This is a genomic window from Pseudomonas shahriarae (assembly GCF_014268455.2).
Classification (GTDB): domain Bacteria; phylum Pseudomonadota; class Gammaproteobacteria; order Pseudomonadales; family Pseudomonadaceae; genus Aquipseudomonas; species Aquipseudomonas shahriarae.
Genome location: NZ_CP077085.1, coordinates 2027985 through 2041591, shown reverse-complemented (window position 1 = coordinate 2041591; position 13607 = coordinate 2027985). Strand labels below are relative to the sequence as shown.

At 60.6% G+C, this 13607-nt stretch carries 14 protein-coding genes; 8 read left to right on the top strand and 6 right to left on the bottom strand.

What is annotated here, in order from left to right; genetic code table 11:
* Positions 1–17 precede the first annotated feature (17 nt).
* The 6 genes from HU773_RS09240 (at position 18) to HU773_RS09215 (ending at position 5350) form a co-directional block, all read left to right on the top strand.
* Complete coding sequence (locus HU773_RS09240) at positions 18–1085, top strand: ABC transporter substrate-binding protein (protein ID WP_057440683.1); 1068 nt, start codon at positions 18–20, stop codon at positions 1083–1085.
* A gap of 158 nt (positions 1086–1243) precedes the next feature.
* Complete coding sequence (locus HU773_RS09235; protein ID WP_057959031.1) at positions 1244–2050, top strand: alkaline phosphatase family protein; 807 nt, start codon at positions 1244–1246, stop codon at positions 2048–2050.
* Positions 2047–2892, top strand: a complete 846-nt coding sequence (locus HU773_RS09230; protein WP_057959030.1) for an ABC transporter permease — start codon at positions 2047–2049, stop codon at positions 2890–2892. Before HU773_RS09235 ends, HU773_RS09230 begins: the two co-directional genes overlap by 4 nt.
* The gene (locus HU773_RS09225; protein ID WP_057440678.1) at positions 2879–3679 is read left to right on the top strand and encodes an ABC transporter permease; all 801 of its coding nucleotides are present in this window, start codon (positions 2879–2881) and stop codon (positions 3677–3679) included. Before HU773_RS09230 ends, HU773_RS09225 begins: the two co-directional genes overlap by 14 nt.
* Positions 3676–4665: an ABC transporter ATP-binding protein gene (locus HU773_RS09220; RefSeq protein WP_057445233.1), complete on the top strand. Its 990-nt coding sequence runs from the start codon at positions 3676–3678 to the stop codon at positions 4663–4665. Before HU773_RS09225 ends, HU773_RS09220 begins: the two co-directional genes overlap by 4 nt.
* Positions 4666–4696: 31 nt before the next feature.
* The gene (locus HU773_RS09215; RefSeq protein ID WP_120732310.1) at positions 4697–5350 is read left to right on the top strand and encodes an HAD family hydrolase; all 654 of its coding nucleotides are present in this window, start codon (positions 4697–4699) and stop codon (positions 5348–5350) included.
* A gap of 149 nt (positions 5351–5499) precedes the next feature.
* Here the strand turns inward: HU773_RS09215 and HU773_RS09210 are convergent, their stop codons facing one another.
* Complete coding sequence (locus HU773_RS09210) at positions 5500–6462, bottom strand: zinc-binding dehydrogenase (protein ID WP_120732308.1); 963 nt, start codon at positions 6460–6462, stop codon at positions 5500–5502.
* Between the two features lie 138 nt (positions 6463–6600).
* Between HU773_RS09210 and HU773_RS09205 the strand changes: the two genes are divergently transcribed.
* Positions 6601–8682: a carboxy terminal-processing peptidase gene (locus tag HU773_RS09205; RefSeq protein ID WP_169989423.1), complete on the top strand. Its 2082-nt coding sequence runs from the start codon at positions 6601–6603 to the stop codon at positions 8680–8682.
* 118 nt (positions 8683–8800) lie between these two features.
* Positions 8801–10558: a bifunctional diguanylate cyclase/phosphodiesterase gene (locus HU773_RS09200; RefSeq protein WP_057440674.1), complete on the top strand. Its 1758-nt coding sequence runs from the start codon at positions 8801–8803 to the stop codon at positions 10556–10558.
* 9 nt (positions 10559–10567) lie between these two features.
* Here the strand turns inward: HU773_RS09200 and HU773_RS09195 are convergent, their stop codons facing one another.
* The 5 genes from HU773_RS09195 to bamJ form a co-directional block, all read right to left on the bottom strand.
* Entirely contained in the window at positions 10568–10954 is a 387-nt protein-coding gene (locus HU773_RS09195; protein WP_057440672.1) for a tetratricopeptide repeat protein, read from the bottom strand.
* A complete protein-coding gene (locus HU773_RS09190; protein ID WP_057440671.1) occupies positions 10955–11326 on the bottom strand; it encodes a hypothetical protein in 372 nt (123 codons plus the stop codon).
* Positions 11323–11661 (bottom strand): helix-turn-helix domain-containing protein, encoded by a 339-nt coding sequence (locus tag HU773_RS09185; protein WP_115127719.1) that lies wholly within the window; start codon positions 11659–11661, stop codon positions 11323–11325. Before HU773_RS09185 ends, HU773_RS09190 begins: the two co-directional genes overlap by 4 nt.
* 97 nt (positions 11662–11758) lie before the next feature.
* Positions 11759–12214: a YkvA family protein gene (locus tag HU773_RS09180; protein WP_032863275.1), complete on the bottom strand. Its 456-nt coding sequence runs from the start codon at positions 12212–12214 to the stop codon at positions 11759–11761.
* A gap of 429 nt (positions 12215–12643) precedes the next feature.
* Complete coding sequence (gene bamJ, locus HU773_RS09175; protein WP_057959025.1) at positions 12644–13372, bottom strand: BamJ family beta-barrel-assembly machinery protein; 729 nt, start codon at positions 13370–13372, stop codon at positions 12644–12646.
* Positions 13373–13607: the final 235 nt, after the last annotated feature.

Genomic DNA, 13607 nt, shown 5'->3' with positions numbered 1-13607 from the left:
GCCCAAAGGAGCTTCGGATGAAACAGCTTTTCCTGGCATCACTGTTAGGCTCGACCATTGCCATGTGCACCGCCGCCATGGCCGCTGACACCGATTTGAAAACCCTGGAAGCTGCCGCCAAGGCAGAAGGCGCTGTGAACAGCGTCGGCATGCCCGATAACTGGGCCAACTGGAAAGGCACCTGGGAAGACCTGGCGGCCAAGTACGGCCTCAAGCACATGGACACCGATATGAGCTCGGCCCAGGAAATCGCCAAGTTCGCCGCAGAAAAAGACAATGCCAGCGCCGATATCGGCGACGTGGGCGCAGCCTTCGGGCCGATTGCGGTCAAGCAGGGCGTGACCCAACCCTACAAGCCAAGCACCTGGGAACAGATCCCGGACTGGGCCAAGGACAAGGACGGCAACTGGGCCCTGGCCTACACCGGCACCATTGCGTTTATCGTCAACAAAAAGCTGTTGCACGGCTCCGAAGTGCCGACCAAATGGTCTGACCTGAAAACCGGCAAATACAAGGTTTCGATTGGTGACGTGAGCACCGCCGCCCAGGCCGCCAACGGTGTACTGGCCGCCGCCCTGGCCACTGGCGGCGACGAGAAGAACATCCAGCCGGCGCTGCTGATGTTTGCCGAAATCGCCAAGCAGGGCCGTATCTCCCTGGCCAACCCGACCATCGCCACCATGGAAAAGGGCGAAGTGGAAGTGGGCGTGGTCTGGGACTTCAACGGCCTGAGCTACAAGGCCAAGATGGCCAACCCGGATGACTACGTGGTGCTGATCCCCTCGGATGGCTCGGTGATTTCCGGCTACACCACCATCATCAATAAATACGCCAAGCACCCCAACGCGGCCAAGCTGACCCGCGAATACATCTTCAGTGATGCCGGGCAAATCAACCTGGCCAAGGGCAATGCGCGGCCGATCCGTGCCGAACACCTGACCCTGCCACCTGAAGTGAAAGCCAAGCTGCTGCCTGACGAGCAATACAAAGGCGTGACTCCGATCAAGGACGCCGATGCCTGGGAGAAGACCTCCAAGGCGCTGCCGCAGAAGTGGCAGGAAGAAGTCATCATCAATATGCAATAAGCCCCGGGTGGGAGCTGGCTTGCCGGCGATAGCGGTATGACATTCAGCACGTGTATCGGCTGATGCACCGTTATCGCCGGCAAGCCAGCTCCCACAGTTGATCCGTTTCCGGAAGATCCACCGAATCAAGCCCAATTTGTCGCGGAGCCCCTGCCCCTATGAAGCACAACGTCATCCTTGTGGTGCTCGACGGCCTCAATTACGAGGTTGCCCGGCATGCCATGGGGCATCTCCAGGCCTACGTCGGCGCCGGGCGCGCAGCGCTGTACAAGCTGGAATGCGAATTGCCCGCCCTGTCGCGCCCGCTGTACGAATGCATCCTGACCGGCGTAACGCCGATCGACAGTGGCATTGTCCACAACAACGTCTCGCGCCTGTCCAACCAGCGCAGCATTTTCCATTACGCCACCGACGCCGGCTTGACCACTGCGGCGGCGGCCTACCATTGGGTCAGCGAGCTGTATAACCGCTCGCCGTTTATCGCCGCCCGCGACCGGCATACCGACGACCCGGCGCTGGCAATCCAGCACGGGCACTTCTACTGGAGCGATCATTACCCCGACGCTCACCTGTTTGCCGATGCCGAGAGCCTGCGCCTCAAGCACGCGCCGAACTTTTTGCTGGTACACCCGATGAACATCGACGACGCCGGCCACAGGCACGGCCTCGACACCGCGCAATACCGCAACAGCGCCCGCTCGGCGGACGTCATCCTCGCCGACTACCTGCAAGGCTGGCTCGACACCGGCTACCAGGTGCTGGTCACCGCCGACCACGGCATGAACAACGACCGCTCCCACAACGGCCTGCTGCCGGAAGAGCGCGAAGTGCCGCTGTTTGTGTTCGGTGATGCCTTCAGCCTCGAGCCCGAGGCCCAACCCAGGCAAACCGATATCTGCGGCACCGTCTGCGCCCTGCTTGGCGTTGCCCACGACAAACCTGTCTGCCAGGAGCTGTTGAAGTGAGTTCAGTGATCCGTGGTAAGTGGCTGGCCGCCTTGTGCCTGGTGCCTTTCGCCCTGTTTTTTATCGTGTTCCAGATCGCGCCGCTGTTCTGGGTGATGGTCAACAGCCTGCAATCGGAAGAATTCGGCTGGGGCCTGGCCAACTTCAGCAAGATCTTCAGCTCGAAGTTCTACTTGCAGGCGATCCAGTACAGCCTGGAGCTGAGTTTCTACTCCAGCGTCTTCGGCATCATCATTGCCGTGCTCGGCAGTTACTCGTTGCGCAAGGTGGATTCGCCGCTGCGCAACTTCGTCACTGCCTTCGCCAACATGACCAGCAACTTCTCCGGCGTGCCCCTGGCCTTTGCCTTCATCATCCTGCTGGGGTTCAACGGCAGCATCACCATCATGCTCAAGCAGGCCGGGATCATTCAGGACTTCAACCTGTACTCCAAGACCGGCCTGATCATCCTGTACACCTATTTCCAGATCCCCCTGGGCGTGTTGCTGCTGTACCCGGCCTTCGATGCCCTGCGTGAAGACTGGCGCGAGTCCGCAGCACTCCTGGGCGCCAATGGCTGGCAGTACTGGCGGCATATCGGCCTGCCGGTGCTGACGCCGGCGTTGCTGGGCACCTTCGTGATCCTGGTGGCCAATGCCCTGGGCGCCTATGCCACGGTGTATGCGTTGACCACCGGCAACTTCAACGTGCTGCCGATCCGCATTGCGGCGATGGTCTCCGGCGATATTTCCCTGGACCCGAACATGGCCAGCGCCCTGGCCGTCATCCTGGTGGCGCTGATGACCGTGGTCACCGTGGTCCATCAACTGTTGCTCAAGAGGAGCTACCATGTCTCGCGCTGAAGCCAGCCCCGTCGCCCTCTATCATCGCGTGGTGGTGTACCTGCTGTTCGCGATCCTGGTGCTGCCGCTGATTGGCACCCTGGTGTACTCCCTTGCCAGCAGTTGGTCGGCCACCATCCTGCCCGCCGGTTTTACCTTTGAATGGTATGTACAGCTGTGGAGCGACCCGCGCTTTTTGCATGCCTTTGGCCAATCGCTGCTGGTGTGTGTCGGCGCACTGATCCTGTCGGTGGTGCTGATCCTGCCGCTGCTGTTCGTGGTGCACTACCACTTCCCCAGGCTCGACGCGCTGATGAATATCCTGATCCTGCTGCCTTTCGCGGTGCCACCGGTGGTGTCCTCGGTGGGCCTGTTACAGCTGTATGGCTCGGGGCCGCTGGCGATGGTCGGCACACCGTGGATCCTGATTGGCTGCTACTTCACCGTGGCACTGCCGTTCATGTACCGCGCGATCACCAACAACCTACAGGCGATCAACCTGCGTGACCTGATGGACGCCGCCCAACTGCTCGGCGCCAGCACCTGGCAGGCGGCGATCCTGGTGGTGCTGCCGAACCTGCGCAAGGGCTTGATGGTGGCGTTGCTGCTGTCGTTCTCGTTCCTGTTCGGCGAGTTTGTGTTCGCCAACATCCTTGTCGGCACGCGCTACGAGACCTTGCAGGTGTACCTCAACAACATGCGTAACAGCAGCGGCCACTTCACCAGCGCCGTGGTCATCTCCTATTTCCTTTTCGTGCTGCTGCTCACCTGGGCCGCCAACTTCTTGAACAAGGACAAAAGCCAATGAGCTTCGTCAGCGTCCAGCACCTGCAAAAAAGCTACGCCGCCACCCCGGTGTTCAGTGATATCAACTGCCAGATCGCCAAGGGCGAATTCGTCACCCTGCTTGGCCCGTCCGGTTGCGGCAAATCCACGCTGCTGCGCTGCATCGCCGGGCTGACGCCGGTGGACAGTGGGCAGATCCTCCTGGACGGCCAGGATATCGTGCCGCTGAGCCCGCAGAAGCGCCATATCGGCATGGTGTTCCAGAGCTACGCGCTGTTCCCCAACATGACCGTGGAACAGAACGTCGCCTTCGGCCTGCGTATGCAGAAGGTCAACGCCGATGACAGCCACCAGCGGGTGCAGGAAGTGCTGCAACTGGTCGAGCTCAAGGACCTGGCCGGGCGCTATCCGCACCAGATGTCCGGCGGCCAGTGCCAGCGCGTCGCCCTCGCCCGCTCCCTGGTCACCCGCCCGCGCCTGCTGCTGCTCGATGAGCCGCTGTCGGCACTGGATGCGCGGATTCGCAAACACCTGCGCGAGCAGATCCGTCAGATCCAGCGCGAACTGGGGCTGACCACGATTTTTGTGACCCATGACCAGGAAGAAGCCCTGGTCATGTCCGACCGCATCTTCCTGATGAACCAGGGCAAGATCGTACAAAGCGGCGACGCTGAAACCCTGTACACCGCCCCCGTGGACGCCTTCGCCGCCGGTTTTATCGGCAACTACAACCTGCTGGACGCCGAGCAGGCCAGCAAGCTATTGCAGCGTCCGGTCAGCAGCCGTATTGCGATCCGTCCCGAGTCCATCGAACTGAACCGCAACGGTGAGCTGGACGCTCTGGTGCGCAGCCACAGCCTGCTGGGTAATGTGATTCGCTATCGCGTCGAAGCCCGGGGCGTTGAATTGGTGGTGGACGTACTCAACCGCTCGGCCCAGGATCTTCACCCAGACGGGCAACGCCTGGCACTTTCCATCGATCCCAGCGCACTGTGTGAGGTAGCCTGAGGATGCAGTGTTTATTGAGGAAGCATGACTGATGGCTTTGGTAATTTTTGATCTGGACGACACCCTGATCCACGGCGACTGCGCCACCTTGTGGAGCGAACAAATGGGCCGCCTGGGCTGGGTGGACCCCGATTCGTTCATGCGCAAGAACAACGAACTGATGGCCGCCTACAGCCGCGGCGAGCTGGCCATGGAAGAGTTCATGGACTTCAGCCTGGAACCGATGATCGGGCGCACCCCGGAAGAAGTCGCGCACCTGGTCGAGCCGTGGGTGGAAGATATTATCGAGCCGCTGATCTACAGCGACGCCACCAAGACCATCGCCCGCCACCGGCAGAACGGGGACCGGATCCTGGTGATCTCGGCCTCGGGCACGCACCTGGTCACGCCGATTGCCGCACGCATTGGCATTGATGAAGTACTGGGGATTGAACTGGACGTAGCCCACGGGGTGTACAGCGGCAAGACCGTGGGTGTACTGACGTACCGTGAAGGCAAGGTCGCCCGCTTGACGCAATGGCTGGAGCAGGAAGGTGAAAGCCTGGAGGGTGCGTATTTCTATTCGGATTCGCGCAATGACTTGCCGCTGTTGAGCAAGGTCGATTTCCCGCAGGTGGTGAACCCGGACCCGGTGCTGCAGGCCCACGCAGAACAGGCCGGATGGCCGATCCACCAGTGGGCCTGAAGGCCCATTTTGGGCATTGAAACCCAATCAAATGTGGGAGCTGGCTTGCCTGCGATAGCGGTGTATCAAGTTAAGGTCTGTTACTGACACACCGCTATCGCAAGCAGCCCCGCTCCCACCTTGGGCTGCATTTCAACCCTGGACTGGCCTCAAACCAGGCTCTCGTCGATCACCAGCACCAGCTTCCCGGAAATCTGGTTGGTCGCCAGCTCCGCAAACGCCGCTTCCGCGTCCTTGATCGGGAAGGTCTTGGCCAACTGCGGGCTTAGCCGCCCTTCGCCAAACAACGGCCACACCTGCTGGCCCAGATCGCTCAACAGATCCGCTTTGAATTGATCATCACGGCTGCGCAAGGTCGAGCCCAGCACCTGCACGCGCTTGGCCAGCACCTGCGCCAGGTCCAACTGGGCCTCGCGCCCGCCCATCAAGCCGATCAATACCCAACGCCCATCGCGGGCCAGGAGTTTGAGGTTAATGGCCGCATAGTTGCCGCCCACCGGGTCGAGAATCACGTCGAACGGGCCAAAATCCCCCAGGCTCTCGATGCCGTCGGTACGTACCACACCGCCCTGGGCGCCGAGGTCTTCGCAATAGGCCAGGCGGTCCGCCGAGCCGACGCTGACCCAGCACGGGCTGCCAAAGGCCTTGCACAGCTGGATCGCCGCCGAGCCGACGCCACTGGCGCCAGCGTGCAACAGCACCTTTTCCCCGGGCTTGAGCGCCGCCAGTTGGAACAGGTTGAGCCAGGCAGTGCTGTACACCTCGGGCAACGCAGCGGCTTCGGCCAGGGACAGACCTTCCGGCACCGGCAGCACGTGGCGCGCGTCCACCACCACTTCCTGGGCCATGCCGCCGCCTGCCAGCAGCGCACAGACCCGATCCCCCACTTGCCAGGACGAGCCGGCGCCGACCTCGCTGATTACCCCGGAACACTCCAGGCCCAGCACCTCGCTGGCCCCGGGCGGTGGCGGATAGAGCCCTGCACGCTGTAATAAATCCGCCCGATTCAGGCCGGCTGCCGCCACCTGAATGCGAACTTGCCCTACATCGCACGTAGGACTCGGGGTCTCAACCCACTCCACATGACCTTCAACGCCTTGCAATGCTTTCACAGTGCCTCCATAGTGAGTCTGGACTGAGCCCGTTGCTGTAGCGCCGGGCTTTTTGCATTATGCGACCGGCCCAAATGGAACCGGCGACTTCAAAGACGGCCTAATATGCGTTATCAATTGCCCCCGCGTCGAATCAGCATGAAGCATTTGTTCCCCAGTACCGCCCTCGCTCTTTTCATTGGTCTCGGCCTGTTGCCGCTGTCGACCAATACGTTCGCAGCCAACAGCTGGGACAAACTTCAGCCTGATCGCGATGAGGTGATTGCCAGCCTTAACGTCGTTGAGTTGCTCAAGCGCCACCATTACAGCAAACCGCCGTTGGACGATGCGCGCTCGGTGATTATCTATGACAGCTATCTCAAGCTGCTGGATCCCTCGCGCAGCTACTTCCTGGCCAGCGATGTGGCCGAGTTCGACAAATGGAAGACCCAGTTCGACGACTTCCTCAAGAGCGGCGACCTGCAACCTGGCTTCACCATCTATAAGCGTTACCTGGACCGTGTCAAAGCGCGTCTGGACTTCGCTCTGGGTGAGTTGAACAAAGGCGTCGACAAGCTCGACTTCACCCAGAAGGAAACCCTGCTGGTGGATCGCAAGGAGGCCCCATGGCTGACCAGCACCGCCGCCCTGGATGACCTGTGGCGCAAGCGCGTCAAAGATGAAGTCCTGCGCCTGAAGATCGCCGGCAAAGAGCCCAAGGCGATCCAGGAGCTGCTGACCAAGCGCTACAAGAATCAATTGAGCCGCCTGGACCAGACCCGCGCCGAGGATATCTTCCAGGCGTATATCAACACCTTCGCGATGTCCTACGATCCGCACACCAATTATCTGTCGCCAGATAACGCGGAAAATTTTGATATCAACATGAGTCTGTCCCTCGAAGGCATCGGGGCCGTGCTGCAGAGCGACAACGATCAGGTGAAGATCGTGCGCCTGGTGCCGGCAGGCCCTGCGGACAAGACCAAGCAGGTCGCCCCGGCCGACAAGATCATCGGCGTGGCCCAGGCTGACAAAGAGATGGTCGACGTGGTCGGCTGGCGCCTGGACGAAGTGGTCAAGCTGATCCGCGGGCCCAAGGGCAGCGTGGTGCGCCTGGAAGTGATTCCCCACACCAATGCGCCAAATGACCAGACCAGCAAGATCGTGTCGATCACCCGCGAAGCGGTGAAGCTCGAAGACCAGGCTGTGCAGAAGAAAGTCCTCAACCTCAAGCAGGATGGCAAGGACTACAAGCTGGGCATCATTGAGATCCCGGCGTTCTATCTGGACTTCAAGGCCTTCCGTGCCGGCGATCCGGACTACAAGAGCACCACCCGCGATGTGAAAAAAATCCTCACCGAGCTGACCAAAGAGAAGGTTGACGGCGTGGTCATCGACCTGCGCAACAACGGCGGCGGCTCGTTGCAGGAAGCCACCGAGCTGACCAGCCTGTTCATCGACAAGGGGCCGACCGTGTTGGTGCGCAACGCTGACGGCCGCGTGGATGTGCTGGAAGACGAAAACCCGGGTGCCTTCTACAAGGGCCCGCTGGCACTGCTGGTCAACCGTCTCTCGGCCTCGGCCTCGGAGATTTTTGCCGGCGCGATGCAGGACTACCACCGCGCGCTGATCATCGGTGGCCAGACCTTCGGCAAAGGCACAGTGCAGACAATCCAGCCGCTTAACCATGGCGAACTGAAGCTGACCTTGGCCAAGTTCTACCGGGTTTCCGGCCAGAGCACCCAGCACCAGGGCGTACTGCCGGACATTGATTTCCCGTCGCTCATCGACACCAAGGAAATCGGCGAAAGCGCCCTGCCTGAAGCCATGCCGTGGGACACCATCCGCCCGGCTATCAAGCCGGCGTCCGATCCCTTCAAGCCGTACCTGGCCCAGCTCAAGGCCGAACATGACCTGCGCTCCGCCAAGGATGCCGAGTTTGTGTTTATCCGCGACAAGCTGGCCCTGGCCAAGAAGCTGATGGCCGAGAAGACCGTCAGCCTCAATGAAGTGGACCGTCGCGCGCAGCACACTGCGATCGAGAACCAGCAACTGGCCCTTGAAAACATCCGTCGCAAGGCCAAGGGTGAAGACCCGCTCAAGGAGCTGAAGAAAGAAGACGAAGACGCGCTGCCGACCGAACCTGAAAAGACCAAGCCGGAAGACGACGCCTACCTGAGCGAGACCGGGCGGATTCTGCTGGACTACCTGAAAACCAGTAAGGCAGTCGCCAAGCAGTAGATGATGGCAATTTAATGTCTCCGCTCCACTGAGCGTCATCAAACAGACATCATTCTGTCGTGAAATAAAGGACCGGGTACCCCAGGCACCCGGTCCTTTTTTTTCGACCGAGATCATCATGACCATGACCGAACAGCTGCATGCCCTGGGCTCCATCCTGGCTCAAGGCAGTCTGCACAGTCTGTTCCAACCGATTATCAGCCTCAGCGAACGCCGTATCCTTGGCTACGAAGCCCTGAGCCGCGGCCCGTCCAACAGCCCGCTGCACTCGCCCCTTGCGTTGTTTTGCGTGGCGCGCCAGGCCGGACGCCTGAATGAACTGGAGATAGCCTGCAGGCAAAGTGCCTGCAAGCGCTTCAGCGAGCAGGCGCTGCCAGGCAAGCTGTTTCTCAACGTCTCACCCGAGTCCCTGCTGGAAACCACCCATCAACCGGGGCGCACCCTGCAGATGCTGCGCGAGTACGGAATCGCGCCCAGCCAGATCGTGATCGAACTCACGGAGCAAGCGCCGACCGACGACTTCCAACTGCTGCAGACCGCCCTGCACCACTACCGCGACATGGGTTTTTCGATTGCCCTGGATGACTTGGGCGCCGGTTACTCCAGCCTGCGCCTGTGGTCTGAGTTACGCCCGGACTACGTGAAAATCGACCGGCACTTTATCGACGGCATTCATCAGGATGCGCTCAAGCGCGAGTTCGTCGGCTCGATCCTACAGATCGCCAAGGCCTCCCGCGCACAGGTGATTGCCGAAGGCATCGAGTTGCCGGAGGAACTGGCGGTGCTCACGGAAATGGGCGTGGACCTGATCCAGGGCTACCTGCTGTGCCGTCCCCAGGAACATCCGCCGATCGAAGCAAGGTTGATGCTGGCCAAGCCTGACAGCACCAGCGTCTCGCTCAATGAAGACGCCAGTGACCTCAGCGCCCTGCTCAACGAGCAACCGGCCGTGGCCCAGGACACCGCCACAGCAAAAGTCCTGGAAGCGTTTCGCAGCCAGGCCAATCTCAACTCCCTGGCGGTCCTGGATGGGCGCGGCCAGCCCATCGGCATCGTGCATCGGCACTCGTTGTCCGACGTCCTGCTCAAGCCATTTGCCACCGACCTGTTTGCGCGCAAGCCGATCAGCCGCCTGATGAGCGACGACTTCCTGGCCGTGGAGTTGAGCCAGTCGTTGCAACAGGTCAGCCGCCTGCTGACCAGCCGCGCGCGGCAGCGCATCGAAGAAGATTTCATCATCACCCAGAACGGCAACTACCTGGGCCTGGGACGAGTGATCGACGTGCTCAAGCTGATTACCGAACTGAAAATCCAGCAGGCGCGCTACGCCAACCCACTGACCCTGCTACCGGGCAACGTGCCGATCCAGCAGTGCCTGACGCGACTGTTGCAGCAGCAGCGCGAATCGGTGATTTGCTATGTGGATATCGACAGTTTCAAGCCGTTCAATGACATCTACGGCTATGGCCGAGGCGATGAGGTATTGCTGTGCCTGGCACAGTGCCTGAACGACCGGGTGGACCCCAGCCGCGATTTTGTCGGGCATATCGGCGGCGATGATTTTCTCCTGGTACTGGGTGCCCAGGACTGGCGCAAGCGTCTCAACCAATTGGTGGACGATTTCCAGACCCAATGCCGGCGCTTCTACCGCAGCGAGCATTTGGACGCGGGCTGTTTTATCGCCCTGAATCGCCAGGGGGTGCGCCAGGAGTTTGCCTTGCTGTCGCTGTCCATTGGCGTGGTGCACCTGCATCCGCTGAGCTGTGGATATCTGGATGCCAGCCAGTTGGCGGAACTGGCCTCGCAGGCCAAGCATCACGCCAAGAACGTGGCCGGCTACAGCATCCACGTCCTCGACAGCCGCGAACTTCTGTAAGGCCGGCCCTTACAACTGCTCCAGGCGTATCTGCGCCAGCGGATGCCCGGCCTTGGCGGCAATGGTCCACCAGCGTGCGGCTTCGGCCGGGTCTGGGGCCTTGCCCAGGCTGCCCGCCAGGCTCAACACCCCCACCTGATAAGCGGCCTTGCCATCACCGGCCTGGCCCGCCAGGCGCAGCAAGCGCACGCCCTCTTCCCGCGCGCCAAGCCCTTGGCCGCGAAAGGTCAGGATATGCCCATAGAAACTTTGGGCCTCGACATTACCCAGGTTGGCCATGCGCGCAAACTGACCCTCCAGCCAGTGCCAGCCACGGGGCTGACGCACAAACCATGACCAATGAAACAACCTGCGGGCCAACCAATAGCTGGCGTACGCTTTAAGCTTCCAGAACACTCAGGCCTCCGCTGACTCAGGATATTCGTACTCGAACACACGCACCACTTCCGAGGCATGCCACGACGCCGCAGCAACGCCATCGGACGGTCCGCAAAAGCGCCCGAGGCGCTCGACACATTCAAAAAAACCGGTGCGCGGCAAGCGGCTGGCGCCCTGGCTGATCACCAGTGAACTGCGCAGCGGTTGATCCGCCTTGGCATCCAGAGCCGCCAGGTGCTCCAGGGCGGCGGTCAGGGTTTGCATGGCTGGCGTGGGGAATTGCAGACGCTCCAGCAACGCACGGTAGGTCAAAAGATGTCGCTGGCGACGGGCCTGATCGAGTTCATTGAGCAACCCATCCCAATGTTGACGACTGATGCGCACACTCACACTTCATCCCTCCAACCCGCAATCCCCAACTCCCAGGCCAGGCTGCGACGAATCGCAGCATCCGGCTGGCGCTCACCACTTTCAATCAACCCCAGGTAGGACGGGCTGATGCCCACGGTGCGGGCCAAGGTCTCGATGGCCAGGCCTTTGGCTTCGCGCAGGCTGCGCAATTGTGCCAGGGGACGCAAGTCCTGCTCGGTAGCGACGGGAGGGGTCTGTGCGGAAGAAGTGGCGGGTTGCGGCACACCGGCGGCTTTTAGCAGCGCCTGGTACTGAGCCCATGGCAGAACCGCGTATTCGGGTTCGCCATCCCGTGAAATGATTTGTATATCCATGACTGCCCCGTAGGATCACAACACTTACGAAGTAAGTACTTTCCTTAGGAGTGTAATCCTAACAGCCCCAAAGAGCGCAGGGGGATAATCCGCGCCTTCAGTTTTTTTTCGGGTTTTCCTGCTCCAGAAGCTGCGGCGTTGCGGGCAGACGCTCCACCACCACCAGCTTCTCCGGGCGCTGGCGTTCACGCCAGGCGCGGAAGGCACTCAACTCGCCGTCCAGGCTCTTCATGACCCAGGCCAGTACCGCAATGTCATCGAGCATGCCGAACATGGGCAAGAAGTCCGGGATCGCATCAATCGGGCTGAGGAAGTACATCAGCCCCGCCACCACCGAGATCAGCGCCTTGGGGCTGATCGCCCGGTACTCGCCACGCCAGTAGGCCAGGCACAGCGCCTGAAGCAGCTTCAGGTCGTCCTTGAGCTTACCCAGGCGATTGCCCTGGCTTGAGCCTTTGGCAGCCACAGCGAACAACAGGGTGGGCAGGCGCCCACGCCCGATCAGGCGGGCGGCCAACGGTAGGAAGCGGGTGAAATTCCAGGGTGCTTTCATCGTCACTCCAGTTCCAGGCAAGAGAAAAGGTTATCCACACAACTTGTGGATAACCTTGTGAACAGAGCCCATTTTCGCGGCTGAAAGCCACGTAATACAAGGCCCTGAGTCAGATCGGGCGTTTTTTGCGCACATAAAAAAAACCCAAGAATTCATTGACTTGAAGCGCGCCTGCGGCTAGCCGTGCCGAGGTATTGCATCAGACTGCTCTAAGTCGCAGGTGTTCGTTTTGATTTGCCCCACGGTCAACTGTGGGAGCTGTCGAGCCCCAGCGAGGCTGCGATGGCGGCGGCATGGCCAACAGGAGTGTTGCCTGCACCGCTATCGCAGCCTCACCAGCGCTCGACAGCTTCCATACGGATTGGATCAAGCCCCACACCAGAAACAACAACGCCCCGTAAAACGGGGCGTTGGGTGTTTTGCAGCGGCTTACTTGGCAGCCGGTGCCTCAGGCGCATCGGCCTTGGCCGGGTCCTTGATTGCCAGCAGCTCCAGGTCGAAGACCAGTACGGAGTTGGCTGGAATTGCCGGGCTCGGGCTCTGGGCGCCATAGGCCAGGTCGGACGGGATGTACAACTCGACCTTCTCACCCACGTGCATCAGTTGCAGGCCTTCGACCCAACCCGGGATCACGCCGCTGACCGGCAGGTCAATCGGGCTACCGCGATCCACGGAGCTGTCAAAGGTGGTGCCGTTGGTCAGCTTGCCGGTGTAGTGAACAGTCACTACGTCGGTTGGCTTGGGCTGGGCGCCTTCGGCTTTCTTCACGATCTTGTACTGCAGACCGGAAGCGGTGGTGACTACACCGTCTTTCTTGGCATTTTCTTCGAGGTATTTCTTGCCGGCAGCTGCCGACTCTTCACTCATCTTGGTCATGCGTTCTTCAGCACGCTTCTGCAGTGCGGAAAACGCTTCCACCAGTTCTTCGTCTTTCAGCTTCTGTTCTTTCTTGCCGACGGCATCTTCGATGCCTTGGGCCACGGCCTTGGAGTCCAGGTCGTCCATACCTTCCTGAGCCAGGCTTTTGCCCATGTTCAGGCCGATACCGTAGGAAGCTTTCTGCGCCGGGGTTTTCAGCTCTACGCTGGTTTGCGAATCACAACCCGCAAGTACCAGGCTAACCAGGGCCACCGCCGCCGCCAACCGATGCTGTTTCATGCTATTTCCTTGTTCATGCGCCAAAAGGGCATTCGAATAAAGTCGCGAGCTTATCAGGCGGCCACGACCAATGGCTACCGGCATGTGAGCAGGAAACTTCTGATAAGTTCACGTGTTTAAAAGCATTTTCATCTGCCCCAAAGCCCGGCGAAGGACAGCAGGCAAGCCGAAAACCGCCGCAACAGACCGATCATGGCTACTTGCCGCCTGCTACGCTCGGTGGCATAAGGACGCA